Origin of the sequence: Shewanella sp. FDAARGOS_354 (assembly GCF_002209245.2) — a bacterium.
Classification (GTDB): domain Bacteria; phylum Pseudomonadota; class Gammaproteobacteria; order Enterobacterales; family Shewanellaceae; genus Shewanella; species Shewanella xiamenensis.
Genome location: NZ_CP022089.2, coordinates 4,815,930 through 4,837,427, shown reverse-complemented (window position 1 = coordinate 4,837,427; position 21,498 = coordinate 4,815,930). Strand labels below are relative to the sequence as shown.

The 21,498-nt window shown below is 48.7% G+C and carries 15 protein-coding genes; 5 read left to right on the top strand and 10 right to left on the bottom strand.

Translation table 11 applies throughout. The annotated features are described in order from the left end of the window. Positions 1-15: 15 nt before the first annotated feature. Complete coding sequence (locus CEQ32_RS21725; protein WP_088586850.1) at positions 16-3,159, bottom strand: efflux RND transporter permease subunit; 3,144 nt, start codon at positions 3,157-3,159, stop codon at positions 16-18. Between the two features lie 13 nt (positions 3,160-3,172). Further along, the gene (locus CEQ32_RS21720; protein ID WP_088586849.1) at positions 3,173-4,411 is read right to left on the bottom strand and encodes an efflux RND transporter periplasmic adaptor subunit; all 1,239 of its coding nucleotides are present in this window, start codon (positions 4,409-4,411) and stop codon (positions 3,173-3,175) included. 624 nt (positions 4,412-5,035) lie between these two features. On the opposite strand from CEQ32_RS21720, the gene CEQ32_RS21715 reads away from it, so the two are divergent. After that, the gene (locus CEQ32_RS21715; protein ID WP_023267588.1) at positions 5,036-5,656 is read left to right on the top strand and encodes a TetR/AcrR family transcriptional regulator; all 621 of its coding nucleotides are present in this window, start codon (positions 5,036-5,038) and stop codon (positions 5,654-5,656) included. Positions 5,657-5,748: 92 nt separating this feature from the next. Here the strand turns inward: CEQ32_RS21715 and CEQ32_RS21710 are convergent, their stop codons facing one another. Then, positions 5,749-6,177: an OsmC family protein gene (locus tag CEQ32_RS21710; protein WP_037426290.1), complete on the bottom strand. Its 429-nt coding sequence runs from the start codon at positions 6,175-6,177 to the stop codon at positions 5,749-5,751. A 286-nt stretch (positions 6,178-6,463) separates the two neighbouring features. Then, on the bottom strand, positions 6,464-7,960 hold the full coding sequence (locus CEQ32_RS21705) for an aldehyde dehydrogenase (RefSeq protein WP_088586848.1): 1,497 nt from the start codon (positions 7,958-7,960) through the stop codon (positions 6,464-6,466). Between the two features lie 281 nt (positions 7,961-8,241). Between CEQ32_RS21705 and CEQ32_RS21700 the strand changes: the two genes are divergently transcribed. The 4 genes from CEQ32_RS21700 (at position 8,242) to CEQ32_RS21685 (ending at position 12,413) form a co-directional block, all read left to right on the top strand. Further along, a complete protein-coding gene (locus tag CEQ32_RS21700; protein ID WP_088586847.1) occupies positions 8,242-9,582 on the top strand; it encodes an aspartate aminotransferase family protein in 1,341 nt (446 codons plus the stop codon). A gap of 51 nt (positions 9,583-9,633) precedes the next feature. Next, positions 9,634-11,124, top strand: a complete 1,491-nt coding sequence (locus tag CEQ32_RS21695; protein WP_088586846.1) for a CoA-acylating methylmalonate-semialdehyde dehydrogenase — start codon at positions 9,634-9,636, stop codon at positions 11,122-11,124. A gap of 17 nt (positions 11,125-11,141) precedes the next feature. Beyond that, positions 11,142-11,516: a cupin domain-containing protein gene (locus CEQ32_RS21690; RefSeq protein ID WP_023267593.1), complete on the top strand. Its 375-nt coding sequence runs from the start codon at positions 11,142-11,144 to the stop codon at positions 11,514-11,516. A 174-nt stretch (positions 11,517-11,690) separates the two neighbouring features. Next, on the top strand, positions 11,691-12,413 hold the full coding sequence (locus CEQ32_RS21685; RefSeq protein ID WP_088587024.1) for a TorF family putative porin: 723 nt from the start codon (positions 11,691-11,693) through the stop codon (positions 12,411-12,413). Positions 12,414-12,477: 64 nt separating this feature from the next. On the opposite strand, the gene nagP is transcribed toward CEQ32_RS21685, so the two are convergent. The 6 genes from nagP to CEQ32_RS21655 all read right to left on the bottom strand — a co-directional run bounded on the left by nagP (position 12,478) and on the right by CEQ32_RS21655 (position 21,497). After that, entirely contained in the window at positions 12,478-13,776 is a 1,299-nt protein-coding gene (gene nagP, locus CEQ32_RS21680; protein WP_088587023.1) for an N-acetylglucosamine MFS transporter NagP, read from the bottom strand. A 339-nt stretch (positions 13,777-14,115) separates the two neighbouring features. Then, the gene (gene nagX / locus CEQ32_RS21675; RefSeq protein ID WP_088586845.1) at positions 14,116-15,303 is read right to left on the bottom strand and encodes a transmembrane glucosamine N-acetyltransferase NagX; all 1,188 of its coding nucleotides are present in this window, start codon (positions 15,301-15,303) and stop codon (positions 14,116-14,118) included. A 137-nt stretch (positions 15,304-15,440) separates the two neighbouring features. Next, complete coding sequence (gene nagA, locus CEQ32_RS21670) at positions 15,441-16,577, bottom strand: N-acetylglucosamine-6-phosphate deacetylase (RefSeq protein WP_047534410.1); 1,137 nt, start codon at positions 16,575-16,577, stop codon at positions 15,441-15,443. 42 nt (positions 16,578-16,619) lie between these two features. Beyond that, positions 16,620-17,618 carry a glucosamine-6-phosphate deaminase NagB-II gene (nagB-II, locus tag CEQ32_RS21665; protein WP_047534407.1) on the bottom strand — a complete coding sequence of 333 codons (999 nt, stop codon included), beginning with the start codon at positions 17,616-17,618 and terminating at the stop codon, positions 16,620-16,622. 58 nt (positions 17,619-17,676) lie between these two features. Continuing rightward, positions 17,677-18,585, bottom strand: a complete 909-nt coding sequence (nagK, locus tag CEQ32_RS21660; protein ID WP_047534403.1) for an N-acetylglucosamine kinase — start codon at positions 18,583-18,585, stop codon at positions 17,677-17,679. 221 nt (positions 18,586-18,806) lie between these two features. Next, the gene (locus CEQ32_RS21655) at positions 18,807-21,497 is read right to left on the bottom strand and encodes a family 20 glycosylhydrolase (protein WP_088586844.1); all 2,691 of its coding nucleotides are present in this window, start codon (positions 21,495-21,497) and stop codon (positions 18,807-18,809) included. Between the last annotated feature and the right edge of the window lies 1 nt (position 21,498).

Genomic DNA, 21,498 nt, shown 5'->3' with positions numbered 1-21,498 from the left:
TATAACACAGCCAAGTTAGACCTCTGATGCTGTACTATGACGGGCGCGTTTTGCTAAGGCATAGTAAAACAATGGTGTAAGGATCAAACCAAACAGCGTCACCCCAATCATGCCGGCAAATACTGCCACGCCCATGGCTTGACGCATTTCAGCCCCCGCGCCTGTCGAAAACACCATAGGCACCACGCCCATAATAAAGGCGATAGAGGTCATCAAGATGGGGCGTAAACGTAAGCGCGCCGCCTCAAGAATCGACTCCATCACTTCCATACCATGGTCTTGTTTTTCCTTGGCAAATTCGACAATCAGAATCGCGTTCTTGGTCGCTAAGCCCACGAGGACGATAAGACCAATCTGGGTGAAAATATTATTATCGCCACCATAGATAAGCACACCACTAAGCGCTGAGAGTAAGGTCATTGGGATAATTAAGATAATCGCCAATGGTAAACTCAAACTCTCGTACTGCGCCGCCAGCACCATAAACACCAGCAGGATCACCAACGGGAACACGAGCAAGCCAGTGTTACCCGCGAGGATCTGCTGATAGGTCAGCTCAGTCCACTCGTAGGTCATACCGTTTGGCAGCGTCTCAGCGAGGATTTTCTCAATCGCCGCCTGCGCTTGACCCGAACTCACACCGGGTGCTGGGCCACCGTTAATCTCAGCCGTGGTGAAACCGTTATAGTGCATCACACGATCGGGCCCCGCACTCTGGCTCACATTGATAAAGGAGCCAAGTGGGATCATATCGCCATTCACATTCGGCACTTTTAGCTGACTAATCTGCTGCGGGCTTTGACGGAATGCTTCGTCGGCCTGCATATTCACCTGATAGGTTCGACCGAAACGATTGAAGTCGTTGACATAGGTCGAGCCCATATAGGTTTGTAATGTCTGGAAAATTTGATCGAGCGACACTGCCTGCTGTTTCGCTTTAGTCCGATCGATATCCAGTTCAAGTTGTGGCACGTTCACTTGATAGCTAGAGAAAATCCCCGCTAATTGTGGATCGGCCCACGCCTTATACATCACTTGTTGGGTCACCTGATACAAGGCCTCATAACCAAGGTTGGCTCTGTCTTGAATTTGCAGACGGAACCCTCCAATAGTGCCGAGGCCTTGCACAGGTGGCGGCGGGAAGATGGCAATAAACGCATCCTGAATACCAGCAAATTGCTGATTTAATTGGCCGGCAATCGCATTCGCCGACAGCTCAGGACGCTTACGTAACTCAAAATCATCTAGGGCAACAAACACGACACCCGAGTTAGGACTATTGGTAAAACCGTTGATACTCAGACCGGGGAAGGCAATCGAGTGCGCCACACCAGGGTGATTCAAGGCGATGTCGGACATTTTCTTGATCACCGCATCGGTACGTTCGAGTGAGGCCGCATCCGGTAATTGGGCAAATGCCACTAAATACTGTTTATCTTGGCCGGGCACATACCCTGTTGGAGTATTCACAAATTGCACGCCCGTAAGCGCAACCATGCCCAGATACACCAGTCCGATAATACCGCCAAAACGGATCACCTTACGTACTACATAGCCATAACCCTCTGAGGCACGGTTGAATAAGCGGTTAAAAGGCGTGAACAACCAAGCACCGAACAACTTATCCATTAGGCGAGTTAAACCATCCTTTGGCGCATTATGGCTCTTGAGTAACAGTGCCGATAACGCGGGGCTCAGGGTGAGCGAGTTAATGGCCGAGATAAAGGTCGAAATCGTGATAGTTAGCGCAAACTGCTTATAAAATTGCCCCGTTAATCCGCTCATAAAGGCGGTCGGAATAAACACTGCCGCCAACACTAAGGTGGTTGCCACAATCGGCCCAGTCACTTCTTTCATCGCCTTTTGCGTTGCGGCAATTGGGCTTAACCCCGAGGCGATATTTCGCTCGACGTTTTCTACCACCACGATGGCATCGTCCACCACAATCCCGATGGCCAGCACCAGACCAAACAGCGATAACGCATTAAGCGAGAAGCCCATCAAGTGCATAAAGGCGAAGGTCCCCACCAAAGACACAGGCACGGCCACCAGCGGAATAATCGAAGCGCGCCAAGTCTGGAGGAACAGCACCACCACTAACACCACTAAGAGCACGGCTTCAAGTAAGGTTTTGATCACAGCTTCAATCGAGCCACGCACAAACACGGTCGGATCGTACACAATCTCGTATTGCAGCCCTTCGGGGAAAGACTTCGCCAGTCTTGCCATTTCGGCGCGCACATCGTCGGAGATTTGAATCGCATTTGAGCCTGATGCTTGGAATACCGGAATAGCTACCGCATCTTTGTTATCCAATAATGAACGCAGCGCATAGCTAGTTGCACCGAGCTCGACACGCGCCACATCCTTAAGACGGATCACCTCACCGTTTTGACCAACCTTGATAATAATGTCTTCGAATTCTGACAGTTCAGTCAGACGCCCCTTAACGTTAATCAAGAGTTGGAAGTCGGCATTACCGCTAGGCTGCGCCCCTAAACTGCCCGCTGCCGCTTGCTGATTTTGCTCACGTACGGCGGCGATAATTTCAGTTGGCGACATGCCAAGCGCCGAGACTTTATTCGGGTCAAGCCAGATCCGCAGACTATATTCGCCCGCACCGAATAAACGCACCGCGCCCACGCCTTTGATGCGTGCTAACTCATCTTTTACGTTGAGCGCCGCGTAGTTAGACAAATACAGCATGTCATAACGGTTATCCGGCGACAGTAAATGCACCACCATGGTTAAATCGGGGGATGATTTTTCGGTCACAATCCCGAGGCGTTGAACCTCCTGTGGTAAACGTGGCATAGCACGGTCTACCCGGCTCTGTACTTGGGTTTGCGCTCTGTCCACATCGGTGCCAATGGCAAAGGTGATGGTCAAGGTCATGCGTCCATCGGACGTCGCCTGCGATGACATATACAGCATGTCTTCGACGCCGTTGATTTCCTGCTCTAAGGGCGAGGCAACCGTTTCGGCGATGACTTTAGGGTTAGCGCCAGGGTAGTTGGCGGTTACCACGACCGTCGGAGGCACCACTTCAGGGTATTCGGTAATGGGTAATTGCCAGACGGCAATCGCCCCTGTGATAAAAAACAGCAGCGAGAGAACGGCTGCAAATATCGGTCTTTTAATAAAAAACTGCGACAACATTCTGTTGGATTCCTTAACCGCGGCTCGCTACTTCAACGTCTGGGGTGGTGATATTTTCTTGATGTTTATCAAGCAGTAATTGAGCTTGACGAAGCGCCTCTAGCTGTTCGCTGTCGGCCATATCGACCAGGTGTGGCTCAATTTGCATCTTAGGACGAACCCTTTGCATGCCATTGACGACGATTTTGTCGTCTGCCGCTAAACCTTGCTTAACAATGCGTAAACCTTGAACTTTTTCACCTAGGGTGACACCGCGATACTCCACGGTGCCATCGTTTGCCACTACTAAAACGAACTTATTGTTCAGATCCGTGCCCACGGCTTTATCATCGATTAAGATACCGTCATAGGCGCCGCTACCGGCGGTACGTAATCTGGCGAACAAACCAGGGAGCAGGCTGTTGTCCTCATTGCTAAACGTGGCACGTACTCGAATAGTGCCCGTCTGTCTGTCCATAGAGTTATCGACAAAGTCCACTAGACCTATGTGTTGATATTCGCGTTCGTTAGCCAGCGCCATATACACGGGATTATCGCCTGCACGAGGGTCTTTACGCTTTTTCTCGGCGGTTAACTTGACGTATTTCAGGTAGGTTTGCTCATCCACATCGAAGTAGGCATACATGCTGGCGGTCGACACTAAGCTAGTTAATACACTCTGCCCCGCAGACACATAGTTACCGGCGGTGACATTGGCGTAGGAGGCACGGCCATCAATCGGTGCGCGCACTTGGGTATAATCTAAGTCCAGCTCGGCGCGTAGCAGCGCCGCTTTCACAGAGGCCACGGCCGCCGTGGTTTGGCGTTTGTTAGACTCGCGGGTATCGAGTAATTCTGCCGATACTGCCTTTTGGGCAAAGAGTTTGCGGGCACGTTCTAAGTCGTTAGTGGCCAGTTGCTCAGCAGAGAGCGCGCTAGCAAGATCTGCTTTTAACCGGGCCACTTCCGCTTCAAACACACTTGCATCGATACGAAATAGCACATCGCCTTTTTTCACTAAGGCGCCTTCTTTAAAGTTTACCGACGCGATATAGCCAGACACGCGTGGCACTAAGGTCACACTTTCTGGCGCCTGCAAACGGCCGGTAAATTCATCCCACTCGGTAACGCGCTCATGCAATACCTGCGCAACATCGACCTTAGGTGCACCTTGAGCTTGGCTTTGCTGTGCAGCTGGTTTACCACAGGCCGAAAGGACAAACGCCGCCACGGCAGTCAACATCAATATCCGTAAAGGTGGGTTACTTTTCATCTTACAATCCTCATGTGGCAGGCATTTATCTCGTTTAAGACAGACATCAGTGATGGACACTCGGTCAACACCAATAAATACCGACTGGTAAAAAATATTATGTACTGAGCGGTAATATATAGTGTAAAATGACCCTGTCAACTTATTTTGTACCGATAGGTATTTAATTTTTGTGACAGCTTGAAACCGTGCAGTTAAGCCTTTGAGGTAATTAGGGCGTGTTGACGTTTCGAGATTAGATTTTGTTCATTCTGGCAAGCACGTGCTCGCGAAACGAGGAATGATGTGTAGTTATTCTACTCAAATGACGAGTGACAAAGAGCAAGGGCTTGCCAGACGAACCCTTCGGGCAGCATTTGGCTGGCTTTTCTGCTGCGTTATCGTCCGTTTATGTAGAATAACTACACTGCACGGACTTTGCCTTGCATAAAAGCCAGCCAAATTGCTGCAAAAATAACCCTGAAACGTCAACACGCCCTAGCCACAGCGAACGTGCTATGTGGGCTTGAATGGACGATATATTTTGGTGAGTTACTCACCTAACCCGCAGACAGCAGGCAAGAGTGGCTGGACATGAACTAAACCCATGTCTATCCTAGGGGCAATTGAGAATTGAGGAGCCTAATGATGTCAACCGTCACCCAGACGCCCTGCGTAGGTCGTCCACGAGCCTTCGACGCCGACGATGCATTGGCCAAAGCCTTGGAAGTCTTCTGGCGAAAAGGTTTTGAAGGTACATCGTTAACCGATCTAACTCAGGCCATGGGCATCAACAAACCCAGCCTTTACGCCGCCTTTGGTAATAAAGAGCAGCTGTTTCTGAAAGCGATCGAGTTATACGAACAGCGCCCCTGTGCGTTTTTCTATCCTTCTCTTGAAAAAGAAACTGCCTATCAAGTCGTTGAATCTATGCTCTATGGCGCTGCATCCTCCTTAGTGGATGAGAGCCACCCCCAAGGTTGCTTGATAGTACAAGGCGCCCTCGCCTGTAGCGAAGCAGGACAAGCGATTAAAGAAACTCTTATCACCCGCCGTCGTGATGGTGAACAGGCTTTATGCGAACGCCTGCAACGAGCAAAGGATGAAGGCGATCTTCCCGCGGATGCCGATCCGCTGCTACTGTCTCGATATATTGGCACAGTGCTGCAAGGCATGGCTGTGCAAGCCACCAATGGCATTTGTCCGGAAGAGCTTCGCAAAGTCGCCGAGCTAGTATTAGCTAACTTTCCGAAAAATAATCCGTGATAGCACAATTAGCATATGACTATTAACATAAACCCCAGTGAAAGCTGGGGTTTATGCTTTTAAGCCGCCCTAAATCCAGATGAGAATCGAGATTAATGCTGAACTTGGTGGGTGACTAAACTTGGACGCAGCAGATTATCGTGGACGGGGCAACGGTTACACACTGTATCTAAAAACTCGTTCTTTTCTGCGTCGGTTAAGTCGGCGTCTATGCTGGCGTTGATGGCGATTTCTTTAAAGCCTACAGGATCGTCCGAGGGCTGACCTAATAATCCCGCCGAATTCATCACGGCCCTCACATGTACATCAAACTGGCGAATCGTGATATTACGTTCACGCGCAACCATCTTGGCAATCGCCGAAATACAACCACCAAGTGAAAATAAGAACGTTTCTAACGGGTTAGCGCCTTCATTAGTGGCACTGGGTTGATCAATAACCAGCAAATGCTCCCGTACCTGCGCCGTAACCTTCCAACCGCTTCCCATATGTGTGGTGACTTCTACTACTTTTTCAGCCATGATGAACTCCATTAGTTTTTTTTCAATCAGATTATTCTAATGATGTTGAAATGAAAAGTCACAAGCTAAGATCACAGTTTATAAAGTCAGATTCGGAAGTAGGTGTAAGGGCTTAACCTGCATGTCTAGGGTTTGAGGTTTTAAGCAAATCGCGAGAAATGTCAGTTATTTTGCACAGGCAAACCAATAAAAATCCAAAATATCGAAGTAAAAAAGCACTAAAAGCCCCTTCCAATAACATTGAAAGAGGCCCAAGTATGGGTTAAAGGGTTATAGCACTATCCACTTATAGCACTATCCACGTTGCCTTGATTTCAGTGTATTTATCAAAGGAGTGTAGAGATTTATCTCGGCCATTACCCGATTGCTTATAACCACCGAAAGGTGCCGTCATATCACCGCCATCATAATGGTTAATCCACACCATACCACTACGCAATGCTTTAGCCGTTTTATGCGCCTTGCTGATATCCGCTGTCCAAACACCTGCCGCTAAACCGTAAATGGTATCGTTAGCGATCGCTATCGCCTCCTCCATACCATTGAATTCAATGACAGATAATACAGGGCCAAAGATTTCCTCACTGGCAATTTTCATTTGGTTTTTCACATTTGAAAATACCGTTGGCTGCACATACACACCGCCCGTTTCGGCCAGCACTTGTTGTCCACCATGCACTAAGCTCGCGCCCTCATCTTGGCCCGCCTTGATATAGCTTAAGATGGTATCTAATTGCTGCTTATCGACCACTGCGCCGCTAACGGTAGCAGGATCCAGTGGATGCCCAGGCTGCCACGTGGCTAGCTCTTCTGCTATAAGTGCAATCAGCTGATCTTTAACACCAGCTTCCACCAGTAAACGCGAGCCTGCGGTACAAACTTCACCTTGGTTAAAAGCAATGGCTTCAGCGGCAGCCACAGCCGCTGCTTTAAGATCAGGCGCATCGTTAAATACGATGTTCGGGCTTTTACCGCCCGCCTCTAACCAGACCCGCTTCATATTCGACTCGCCCGCATAAATCATTAATTGCTTAGCGATTTTTGTTGAGCCAGTAAAGACTAAGGTATCCACGTCCATATGCAGCGCCAGTGCTTTGCCGACGGTATGGCCATAACCGGGGAGCACGTTTAGTACACCTTTAGGGATCCCAGCTTGAACGGCAAGCTCGGCAATACGAATGGCGGTGAGCGGTGATTTTTCAGAGGGTTTAAGGATAACACTGTTCCCCGTCACGAGTGCAGGGCCTAACTTCCAACAGGCCATTAGTAGCGGGAAATTCCAAGGCACAATCGCTGCCACCACGCCTACAGGTTCACGAGTAATCATGCCGATTTCATTATGCGCCGTCGGCGCCAGCTCATCGTAGAGTTTATCAATGGCTTCCCCCGACCAACGGATGGCACGGGCAGCGCCGGCAATATCTACCGCCTTTGAAAAACGTATCGGTTTACCCATATCCAACGTTTCTAACAGAGCCAGTTCATTGGCATTTTCTTCCAATAACTCGGCAAAACGGATCATCACTTGTTTACGTTTAACAGGCGTAGCCTTTGACCATACCCCAGACTCAAAAACCTCACGAGCATTAGCCACGGCGATATTGGCGTCTAGCAAATCGCAACTGGCAACTGGCGCTAATAAACGGCCATCGATTGGACTGATGCAATCAAAGGTATTGCCTGATGTCGCATCTCGATACTCGCCGTTAATAAAAGCCTTGCCATTGATTGCTAGGCTTGCAGCGAGGTTTTCCCAATCGCTCCGTGTTTTAGGTGTACTCATGATGACCTCTTAATCGTTTGTATTCGTTTATTTTAGCTTTATTGGGATAAGGGCTATCTCGACTAACAACTGCCAAAGATGACCTAAGGCTGTAACTGCTGCCTAGATTACGCTTTTAAGACATCAAAATTCAATATTTTTTACAAAAATAGCATTTTTGCCACAAATAACTGCACACGCCTCTTCCATGTTCATTATTTCTAACATAGCATAGCAAATATTAGCCACCCTTAACGAAGACCTGACCCCATTTAACAAGGAAAAGGACAAGGTAAACATCTATGGCCGACTCACCCAACAATCTCGCCCACGAGCATCCTTCACTTGAACACTATTGGATGCCTTTTACCGCCAATCGCCAATTTAAAGCGAGCCCTCGATTACTCGCCAAAGCTGAAGGCATGTATTACACCGATATCAATGGCAACAAGGTATTAGACTCAACCGCGGGGTTATGGTGTTGTAATGCGGGTCATGGTCGACGTGAGATCAGTGAGGCCGTCAGCAAACAAATTCGAGAAATGGATTACGCCCCCTCCTTCCAAATGGGCCATCCCATCGCTTTTGAACTGGCCGAACGTTTAACCGAACTGAGTCCAGAAGGACTCAACAAAGTATTCTTTACCAACTCAGGCTCTGAGTCGGTTGATACCGCCCTTAAAATGGCACTTTGCTATCACAGAGCTAATGGCCAAGCGTCACGCACCCGCTTTATTGGCCGAGAAATGGGTTACCATGGCGTAGGATTTGGTGGGATCTCGGTGGGTGGTTTAAGCAATAACCGTAAAGCCTTCAGCGGCCAGCTATTGCAAGGCGTGGATCACCTGCCCCACACCTTAGACATTCAACATTCCGCCTTTAGTCGTGGCTTACCAAGCCTCGGTGCTGAAAAAGCAGAGGTATTAGAACAATTAGTCACACTCCATGGCGCCGAAAATATTGCTGCCGTTATTGTTGAACCTATGTCGGGTTCGGCGGGGGTGATTTTACCGCCACAAGGTTACTTAAAGCGCCTACGCGAAATTACCCAAAAATACGGCATCCTGTTGATTTTTGATGAAGTTATTACCGCATTTGGCCGTGTAGGTGCCGCATTCGCTAGTCAGCGCTGGGGCGTTATCCCCGACATAATCACCACAGCCAAAGCCATTAATAATGGTGCCATCCCCATGGGCGCCGTGTTTGTGCAGGATTATATCCACGATACTTGCATGCAAGGGCCAACCGAACTGATTGAATTTTTCCACGGTTATACCTACTCGGGCCATCCAGTCGCTGCCGCCGCAGCACTCGCCACGCTCTCAATCTACGAAAATGAGCAGTTGTTTGAACGCAGCTTCGAGCTTGAACGTTATTTTGAAGAGGCTGTTCATAGCCTCAAAGGGCTGCCCAATGTGATTGATATTCGCAACACCGGATTAGTTGCGGGTTTCCAGCTTGCGCCTAATAACGAAGGCGTTGGCAAACGCGGTTATCGGGTGTTCGAGCGCTGTTTTCATCAAGGCACGCTCGTGCGGGCAACGGGCGATATTATCGCCATGTCCCCACCACTCATTGTTGAGAAACATCAAATTGACCAAATGGTAAATAGTCTCAGCGATGCCATTCATGCCGTTGGATGATGCACAATTTTCAATCACACGCCCAGAAATTAGGGAAAATAAAGGTTAGCTATGCTTAAGATTACCCACTATGTAAATGGTCAACACACTCCAGCCAGTACAAGAAACCAAGAAATTTTTGAACCGGCCACTGGCGAATGCCGAGGTCAAGTATCCCTCGCCAGTAACGATGAAGTCGCTGCCGCTATTGCCATCGCCAAAACGGCTTTTGAGGCTTGGTCACAGGTAACGCCCCTTAATCGCGCCCGTGTGCTTTTTAAATTCAAAGCGTTAGTCGAGCAGCATATGGATGAACTGGCGCAGCTCATCACCCTAGAGCACGGCAAAGTGATCGATGATGCCAAAGGAGAACTTATCCGCGGCCTCGAAGTTGTCGAATTTGCCTGTGGTATCCCGCACTTACTCAAAGGGGAGCACACGCAACAGGTTGGCGGTGGTGTGGACTCCTGGTCCGTTAATCAAGCTTTAGGTGTTGTCGCTGGCATAGCGCCCTTTAACTTCCCCGTGATGGTTCCCATGTGGATGTTCCCAATCGCCATTGCCTGCGGCAACACCTTTATTATGAAACCCTCAGAAAAAGATCCAAGTTCAGTGATGCGGATTGCCGAGTTGCTCAAACAAGCTGGCTTACCTGATGGAGTGTTAAACGTGATCAATGGCGACAAAGAGGCCGTCGATACCCTGCTCACTCATCCAGATGTGCAAGCCATAAGCTTTGTTGGTTCCACTCCAATCGCTGAGTATATCTACAGCACCGCATCCAAACACGGTAAACGGGTACAAGCCTTAGGCGGTGCCAAAAACCATATGCTGCTGATGCCAGACGCGGATTTAGATCAAGCGGTAAGCGCACTGATGGGCGCGGCCTACGGCAGTGCGGGCGAGCGTTGTATGGCGATATCGGTGGTGTTGGCTGTGGGCGATGTGGGCGATAAACTGGTCGACAAGTTATTACCACAAATCCAACAATTAAAAGTGGGCAATGGCCTCACGCCAGAGATGGAAATGGGCCCCCTTATTTCCAAACAACACTTAGCCAAAGTCACTGACTATGTAGAAACTGGAGTTCAGGAAGGAGCAACCTTACTGGTAGACGGCCGACAATTAACCGTTGCCGACCATCAGCAGGGCTATTTCTTGGGAGCTTGCTTATTCGATAACGTCACCCCGGAGATGCGGATCTATCGCGAAGAAATCTTTGGCCCAGTGCTATCCATTGTGCGCGTTAAAGATTATCCCACTGCACTCACGCTTATCAACCAACATGAATTTGGCAATGGCACTGCCATTTTCACCCAAAGCGGTGAGGCTGCCCGTCATTTTTGCCACCATGTGCAGGTGGGTATGGTCGGCGTTAACGTTCCTATTCCTGTGCCTATGGCCTTCCATTCATTTGGTGGTTGGAAGCGTTCGCTCTTTGGTCCTCTGCATATGCATGGCCCTGATGGGGTTCGTTTTTATACCAAACGCAAAGCCATTACAGCTCGCTGGCCTGTAGGCAAGCAAACTCAGGCCGAGTTTTTTATGCCAACCATGAAATAACATCGACAGGAGCCAATATGACAATAAGCATCAGGTCGATCATTCGCTTTGGCAGCGCACAATCCCCCGTGGAAAGTTACCAGTTAGCTGCGGAAAAATTAATCTCTGGCAACCCGAAGCAGCAATTACAAAATCATTATTCCAGCCCTTGCAATCAATTCCATAGTGGAATTTGGCAAAGCGAATCAGGCGCTTGGAAAATCAACTACACTGAATATGAGTATTGTGAAATTCTCGAAGGAACCAGTGTGATTACCGATCTTGAAGGACAGTCTCAAACCTTCAGCGTCGGTGACCGTTTTATCATTCCGGCGGGATTTCAAGGTGTGTGGCAAGTCGTCACCCCCTGCCGCAAGGTGTACGTCATCTTCGAACAAAACTCACATAAATAGAGGTGCGTTTAACCTCGATGAACAAAGCTAAAGTGATGTAGCTTTACCGCGATGAGGTCACAGCAACGGAGTTTCCTTGGCTGTTGTTTGGCAAACAATCGGATGTATGAATTTGTTTTAAAACATAAAAGAACATTGTACATCCGTGTCAATCAAGAAAATGGGAGAAATACCGTGAATAACAACCTACAGAAAAAACGGCTGGCAAAACTGGCAGGACTGGCGTTGACCACCAGCTTATTTTCCAGCATAGCTGCCGCTGAAGTATCTGGAGAAATTGCCTTAACTAACGATTACCGCTTCCGCGGTGTCTCACAAACGGCTGGCGACTTTGCCGTGCAAGGAGGCATCGATTGGAGTTTTGAGTCAGGGTTTTCCGTCGGCGCTTGGGCCAGTAATTTGGACTTTGATGAGCCCGATTATAACGGTCCAGATATTGAGTATGATTTCTATGCTGCCTACGGCGGTGAAATTAACGATAACCTCAGCTATGACGTCACACTCTATCGTTATAACTATTCAGGTGAGAGTGACTTAGGCTATTTTGAAGTGACTGCTGGCGTCGAGTTTAGCGGATTTCGCGTAGCCTATTGGTTTACCAATGACTACGGTGGCAGCGATTTAGATTATCACTACGGCGAAATCAATTACTCCTACGAGTTTGTTGAAAACTGGAGTCTCGATTTACATTACGGCTACAACGTAGGTGATGCCTTAGATGATGGTGAAGGCTTTGATAGTTATTCGGATTATTCAGTTGGCGTCTCGACGGAGTTAATGGGATTTGGCCTTTCACTCGCTTGGCTCGGCACAGATTTAAGTGGCGATCAAAAAGTCTCCGATGGCGTATTCCAAAACGATGATACTGTGTTAGCACGCGTAAGTTACGCCTTCTAATTCATACCCTGCAAATAGCAAAAAGCCCTCTGTTGAGGGCTTTTTTACATCGCGTGATAACCGATTACCAGTGACGCATCTTATGGCCTTTCACGGCATAGAAGAGAATAAACAGATAGCAAGGTAACATCACCATATAACCGCCCTGCTGCCCCATATCCGTTGCCGAACTCATTAACCCCCAAGACACAGGACCAAACGCACCGCCGGCAATCCCCATGATAAGGAGCGCAGAACCCGTGCTCGTTAATTTACCCATACCAGATAGGGCTAAAGGCCATACGGCAGGCCACACAATAGCATTTGCTAGGCCTAGGAAAGCAATTAACAGCAAGGTATCAGGTAAGGCCACTCCACCAAAAGGCACCAACAAAGTGTTAGCAATAGCGTAGGAATTGTTATCCCCAAACAGAATGCCTAAGGTGAGTAATATGCCTAAAATTGCGGAAATCATCAGCGCTGTCGGTTGAGAAATAATGCGAGGGATAAGGATAATCCCCAGCGTATAACCCAGCACCATGCAAACCATAGTGTATGAGGTCATGACCCCGTAATGCTCAACGCCTAAAGATAACGCAAAGGTACCTATAGTATCGCCAGCGATCACCTCTACCGCTACGTACACAAACAGTGCCAACACACCAAATGCTAAGTTAGGGTGAGATAACGCCGCTTTAATCTGGCTTTTATCTGTATGCTCAGCGACTTCATCTTCATTAGATAATTCTGGTAATGGGGATTTTTTCACCGCCAAGGCTAAAACACCGATAAACACCGCCATGCCTAAGTAAGGAAAAACCAAACTATTGGCCATTTCATCAATTTGTACTTGCGTTAATGTTGTGCCGATACGGTCTTTAAAACTATCTAAAATCAACGCCGAGAACACTAACGGTGCAATCACCCCCGCACCTTTGTTCAAAATACCCATCACGCTAACACGCGCCGCCGCAGACTCTTCAGGCCCAAGACGAACAACATAAGGATTTACTGCGGTTTGCAGTAACGTCTGCCCCGCCCCCATAACTAATTGGGCAAATAAAAATAGGGCGAAGACTTGGGTCTTCGCCGCTGGAATAAACAGTAAACCCGCGAGCATCATCACGCCCATGCCCAAGGCCATCCCATTTTTGTAGCCCACTTTACGGATAAGCCACGCCGAGGGCAGTGCAGTAAAGGTCACCGCGATATAGAAAGAAAACAGGATTAATGAAGCTTGGAAGGGATTGAGTTGCAAAATTTGTTTTAAATAGGGCATTAAAGAACCATTCAACCAGGTTGCAAACCCGAGGATGAAAAAGAGTGCTGCCACTATCGCCATGGGGATAAAACTGCTTTTCTGCTGGCTTTTATCGAGTGTCATTTCCATAAACCTGCTTCTTATAGTAATTAATTTTAAGGTGATTGCGGGACAAAAATCCGCTGAGTATTGCACACATCCCTATTGCAACTCATCTGCAATGGCTAATGTTATCATTCGAACTCACCATTGTTTCAGTGATGTTAAAACAAACAACACAAAAAGACAACGCTGTCATTTGCAATTTAATCCTAAAATACCGCGTTAAGCGCCACTGTGGCTCCTAAACTTTCACTCACTACTGATTTAAAGCAAAAGACACATACGACGAATAACTCATGTGAAATAAAAAAGCCGCAGAGTTTACTCTGCGGCCTGTTGAAAGCACAAAATAACGAAAGATTAAATCCGCACAAAAATCTTGCGCCGATACATCCAATACAGCACTAACCATTGAACGGTGAGCAAACCAATCACGGCCGCTAAGGGCTGAGCATTTTCCGGTAATGCCGCGATAACGCCACCGAACACACTCTGGGCGATATACTTCCAATCCACTAGGCTGGAGGCAAGATAAATAATGATGGCGTTAGTACCTATTACCACAAACACAAAGGCGAGCTTTTGCCATTTCAGTACATCCACTAGGGCATAAAACAGTGCTAACAGCAGCATGCTCCAACCGCTAGTAACCAACACAAAAGAGCTTGTCCACAGATCTTTATTGACGGGAATGACCCCATCCAGCAACCAACCTAAGGCTAAACAAACACCACCGGCAACACTCAATAGGCCGACTTTAGCCCACTCACCTTTAGGATGGGATTTCACAATAAAATGACCGACAAACACACCCGCTAAGGCGTTGACTACGGCGGGCAGTGTCGATAACAGGCCTTCCGGATCGGGCGTTCGTCCTTGATAGCTCACACCCGGCAATAATAGGCTGTCGACATAAGCATTGATTGACTCAGTGGGTGATAACACACCCGCCTGTCCACCAGGAAACGGTAACCAGAGTTGCGCCGCGCCATAGGCCACTAATATGCCTAGAGCCACCAGCACTTGGGTCCGTAAACGGGTATGCCACACCAGCAAGGCGGCAAAAAACCACGCAAAGGCAATACGGCCTAATACGCTAGCATAACGAATTTTGTCAGGGTCAGCAGGTGCTCCCGTTCCCCAACCATGGTTATAAAGAATGCCGAGCAACAACAGCAAAAACAGCCGCTTAACGCCATGGCGATACACAGGCAGGCGCTCATGCATCGGCAGTTTATCTAAGCGTTTTGGCGATAATCCAAGGGCAACACCGGAGAGGAAAATAAACAGCGGAAAAATCAAATCATAGAAGCGAAAGCCATTCCACTCACTATGATGCATTTGGGTATCACCCCATTGCCAGCCCGCCCAGCCAGTCAAAATAAGCAAGGCGCCAAACAGAGCTTCGCCACCCAAAATCCAAAACATGTCAAAACCGCGTAGGGCATCAAGGGACATCAATCTTGGCTTTGGCGGACACTTTTTCGCGGCAGCATCCTGAGCATTAACGCCCGCATTGGCGACAGATTCCGGCGCAGTCGTACTCATACCATTATCCTTTATTATTGTTATTTAAATTATTTTTCGAGATGTTGAGCAAAATGCAGACTGTACAATAAAAAAACTTAGCCCCTGTCATCAAAATACGACAAGGGCCAAGGTGAACGCTTTACGGACTCAACACACTAAGGGCGAACATAAACCGCATTTCCAGCAATATAGTTGGCCAGCACTTGATGCTGATTATCCAGCAGCACTAAATCGGCACGTTGCCCTACGGCTAACCGACCGACGCTCTCGGCAATGCCAAGGAACTCGGCTGGATACAAAGATGCCATCCGCAAGGCCTCACCGAGCGGCAAACCTAGCATATTCACCGTATTATGGACCGCACTTGCCATATCTAACACGCAGCCAGCCAGTTCACCCGTCACCGCATTTAATCTGTCGCCGACACGCAGCACCTGAGTACCAAACAGCTCAAAACTGGTTTCATCATCCAGACCCACAGGCGGCATAGCATCGGTCACCAACATCACTTTGCCACGAGGTTTGGCACGTAGGGCAACACGAGCTGCAGCGGGATGCACATGATGACCATCGACAATCAAACCACACCAAGCGGTTTCGCTCTCAATCGCTGCGCCCACCACACCAGGCTCGCGGGAACCTAAGGGTGACATCGCATTATATAGATGGGTAAAACCTGTCGCCCCAGCCGCTAATGCTGCAACAACGGTATCGTAGTCCGCATTGGAGTGGCCCAAACACACTTTAACGCCCGACGCCACCAACAGGCGGATCACCTCGGGCGAGACATTTTCAGGCGCTAAGGTGACAACGCGGATACCTAAATCCTGACGGCAAAAAATCGCCAGTTCAGCCTCGGTGATCCCACGGATAAAACCTTGTGGATGCACGCCTTTTTTAGGTACAGACAAATGCGGACCTTCGAAATGCACCCCTAATACACCTGCGCTCTTTTGCGCGACCGCACTAGCAACCGCATCGGCCGCCTTAGCCATCACCTGCACATTATCGGTAATCAGCGTGGGTAAAAAGCCTGTGGTACCAAAGCGAGCATGCGCCTTGCCTATGGTTTCAATGCAAGCAACCGTTGGGCTGCTATTGAATAACGCGCCGCCACCGCCGTTAACTTGCACATCGATAAACCCTGGCACTAGGGTGCCTGGGTAGCGAATTTCCTTAGCACCCGATGCGGTGTCTAAGCTGGCTATCAGCCCATCTTCAATGGTGACTGGCACATCCCGATGGAAGGCTTCACCATCAAACAGTTGCTCGGCAATTAAGGTGAATTTCATCCAAACCTCTTTTCAAATTAACGCGGCGATAACGGCCAGCCATTACAGCGTTTGAGTGACTTTTTTCAGCCCTGCGGGTTGGTCAGGGTCAATACCACGGGCAATAGCGACGGCTGCCACGTCAATATAAAAACGTTGTAGCAGGGCTAACGGCGCCACACGTGGATGAATATCCGTCGATGTTTGATTTAAATGGACTAAATCGGCACCACGTTGGCTCACATTTTCAATCTGTTCGATATGGCTAGCGTAAGACTCATCGCCAATGCACACATCCACAATCGTGAGTTTTTTCTCAACTAAGGTCACGGGACCATGGAGAAACTCTGCGCTACTAAAGGCTTCAGCGTGGATTGAGCACACTTCTTTTAACTTAAGCGCAATTTCCTTAGACACCGCATAACCCAAGCCACGGCCTAACACGACTAAGTTTTTCACGTTTTCAACCGATGCTGGAGTCAATTGTGGCTCAGCATCAACCGCAGTTTGCAGTGCTTGCGGTAATGAGTTAACTGCTGCGGCAAGGGATTCGCTCTGCGTCCACGCCGAGGCTAATTGTAGAATCGCCGACAGAGTTGCAAGGTAGCTCTTTGTTGCGGCAACGGCTTTCTCTTCGCCGGCGCGTAATGGCACCACCACATCGACGATATCCTTAATTGGAGCGGTTTCATCGTTCACTAACGCCACACAAAACGCGCCAGCGTTTTTCGCCATACGCGCCTGGGCTAAAATATCAGGGCTACGGCCAGATTGTGAAATCACAATCACTAACCCGCCTTCTAACTTCAAGGTTTTACCATAAACGCTGGCTACCGATGGCGCGGCGGCAAACGTTGGCACGCCGACTTCAATTTCAAAAAGATATTTAGCAAATACACCCGCATGGTCCGATGAACCACGGCCCACAATCATCACAAAACGGGGATCGAAAGCACGCAGTTTTTCACCTAACTGCTGCATTAAATCGGCGTTAGCGGCTAACTGACCCGCAATCTTCTGCGGCGCGGTGCGAGCTTCTTGCTCCATAATAGTGTTTGTCATGTTATTTACCTTACAAATCAATACGGGTATTGCTTTAGCACTGATGCGCTAAAACGGCTTATTCATTAATGTTGACTGAGTTAAATTGCTGCTGAGCGAAGTACATGGCACCCAATTCTGGCGGCGCTAAGGTTTCAGAAATCTTGGCCACCACATCGCTGCCAAGCCACGCCTGTAAAGGTTCGGCAAGGCCACCGATCATCGAGAATCGCACTGGATTGAGGCTAAACAGCTTGCGTGCCATTTCACTGATGTAATCGGCTCCTTCCTGCACAATCCCGCGAGCGACTTCATCACCCGCGTTTGCACAATCGAGTACGCTTCTGGCTAATTCGGCATAGCAACTCGAAGACTTACCGGCGAGATGCTCGACGATGCCCAAGGCATCACTTACCCCAAAATGGTTTAACAGCATCTTGGTTAAAGCAGTCGGCGCGGCAAAACCATCGAGGGCGAGTAACACATGCTCGGCGGCTTTTAAGCCAAGCCAAGCACCGCTGCCCTTATCACCCAGCGCAAAACCGTGGCCACCAATACTTAAGCTGTCATCACCTACATGGGCATAACCGCAAGAACCCGTACCCGTAATGATCACCGCACCATCGGCGCCGCGGTGTGCACCGATACAAGCGGTATGAAGATCCGTTGTGACAAACATGGCAGCAAACGGATGCTGCCAGCTGATCACGTCCTGATACAGGCGCGGCACATTGACTCCCGCCAGCCCTAAGCCCGCGACGAGTAAATGGCTATCGGTTTCCTTCATGCCCGCATCCAACAGAGCTTGGCGAGTCGATGCTTCAATCGATGCAAATGCTTGTGCAAGACCATGCAGCGGATTAGCGCGCCCAGCAACACCTGTCCCTAAAACGGTACCGTCCGCAGTATAGATAGTGGCTCGGCACTTACTGCCGCCCCCATCAACACCGATAAACAGTTGTTGATCTTTTGTCTGGACTAACCCCATGACATCCCTCTTCATCTCTTAATGCAGCGCTACCGTTGCTTATACTTATGCCGTTAATACGACACCTAACTTTAGTTAACTCAATGTTACAGCAAAAATGACAGCGTTGTCATTTACTTTTTGAAGCAATTTCTAATCAAATGTCAGGCGAAAGAATTGACTGAAAGTGAAAAGAAAAAGGCTGTATTTTTCTTTAAAAATACAGCCAGATACATAACAGATTAATTAACGATTAAGCTTCTGCCTTTGCGGATACCATCAGCAGCAATAGCACGGATCTCAACGGGCGCAGTTACCGCCTGCCCTGCTTGATAGGATTGCCATTGCCCACTCGCTTGTCGCCACTCAATCTTAAGTCCTGGATAAGCCACGTTGGCAAACAGTTTACCGTCACGGATCTCGGCACCTACAGTCGGCACTCGGTAATCGATACCTGCCTTATCGAGTTTAATAAACTCCTTATGCCCTAATGTGTTGGCCATTTGCTGCCAAGATTGTGCCTGCGCGTCACGCATTGCCGCAGTAAAGTGCCCAGTGCTTTGGTTATACAATGCACCTTGATATTGGTAAGGCACTTCCCACTCTGCTTGATGCCAAGCACGCTCAGCCAGCATCAATAAACGAGGGAAAATCATGTACTCAACGGTATCGTTGCTGCGAATGGTTTCACTCCACAACTGCCCCTGTAAACCAGCAAAGTTTTTACCTTGCTCCCGTGGTCCAGATTTTTTGCCTTTCTCATCGGTTCTTGCCCTATCGTCGGCTTCGAAAGGCAGATTTTGCAAGTCGGTCCACTGCTCCGCATTCGCCACTAAGTTATCCGGCATAAAGCTAAACACTTTGTGCGCGTTGGTGGCGCGGCTTGCCCAGTAATAGCCGTGCTCTTTAGGATCGGCTTCGTAGGGAAAATCAAAATAAAGCACTTCAGGATTAGAGAGCACCACATCCCAACCGTTGTTCACTTGCTGATTGGCATGCTCATATCCTTTATAGGCGATCACATCCCAAATATTGGATTGGACTTTAGCAGGCATATAGCTTGGGCGAACATGGCTCATGCCATCACTCCAACCTGCGGCTTCGATGCCTTTTTCCGCCAGTTGATTCGATATCCGCTCAATAAAGTAAGCGCCTAAATCCTCGATGGATTTCACGCCTTTATTGTTATTGGCTACAAAGGATAAACACTCAGGAGATTGCTTCCACGCTCCTGCGGTTTCGTCGGCGCCGATATGATATCGAGTTAATGGTTGACCTGCGGCTTGGTGTAATTTGGCTATTTCATCAATCACTTTATCCACAAACTGATAGGTCGATTCCATACAGACGTTCAAAGTGTTGTCGTTGTAATACTGCACCGAAGAATACACAGTTGTATCAGCCGCATCCGACAACAAATAGGTTTTCGCCTCCGTAGGCTTACCTTGGGCGAGTAATTTACGATAACGCGCCTCCATGGATTTTATCGCCGCGCGGCTATGGCCTGGCATATCCATCGAAGGGATCACTTGAATTTGGCGGGCATCGGCATATTTGACTATATCGATATAGTCTTGTTTGCTATAGAAACCATTAATACTCGACTCCGCAACAGGACCACTGCCAAGCTGCGGTAACAAACAGGTATTTTCCTCAAGATCGTGGCAACGCTTACTACCAATATCGGTCAGTTCAGGCAGACCATCAATCTCTAAGCGCCAACCTTCATCATCGGCCATATGCAGATGTAATTTGTTGAGTTTGTAAGCCGCCATTTGATCAATCAGCGCAAAAATCATCGCCTTACTGTGGAAATTACGGGCCACATCGATATGCATACCGCGGAATGGATATCTTGGGCTATCTTCAATTGTCATCGCATTTACGCGCAAATCCTGCACATCGATTAAACTGGCAAGCGATGATAACGCATAGGAAAATCCTGCCGCATCACCTGCGGCAACCTTGATACCATCAGGTTTGATATCCAGCAGATAACTGCTCTCTGCGCCTTGGCGCCAGCTCAGTTTCACCACTAAGCCTTGTTCTGACTCTTTAACACCCAAACGTGCTAAGCGTTCAAGCGCCGCAGCCACTTGCTCGGTTTTAAAAGACTGATTTTCAGCGGATGGACTCAATACTGACGCGACATCCAATTTAATGCCAGAGGTGAGTGATACCGCTTTATCGTGAGAATGGATCGTCACTTTTTGCGGCGAAGGAATAATGGTATTGACCGCTAAGCTGGCATCTTCACTGACATTTTGGTTGTTGCTAAATAGCTGTGATGCGGTCGCAGGCACTAATTTATCCGCATCAGTGCGGCGATACTGTTTCACCATATCGGTGAACGGCTCAACATAGGGACGCACTTCCATTCGAGTATCAGGATCTTGCTGCACTTGCGTGCTGGCAATCACCACTGGCGATAAATCCCCAGCAACGATGTAATAGTTTGGCATGGCATCGGTTTCGGACAGTTGCCAAAGCTCACCACGGAACCTTAAGGTCTTTTTAACCCCTTTGTTAAAACCGCTGAATGCCTCAGTAGGCGTTATCCGATAAAGATCGCCCTTGATATGAGTGATGGAAAACTCTTTGCCTTCAACCGATTGCACCGGACGCATCTGGCTAAAATAAATCGCCCAGTCGTGACCTTCGAGATCAACGCCAGGGACAAAATCAATTTCAGCCACAAAACAACGACCTTCAGCGGCGGCTTTATCACAGTTATTATCGGGTCGGTTGGTGAGCACGCGATAACTCACGCCCAAGGTATCCCCAAACTGCTGCAATTGCGCTTGGGTTAATGACGCAGGCGTGGCGAGCTCGGCTGAGCTTGGCACTGGCACATTCACTGTTTTAGGCGCTTGGCTACAGGCACTTAAACCTAATGCAAATAAAATGGCGGTGGCGGCAATCGTTTTATTCATG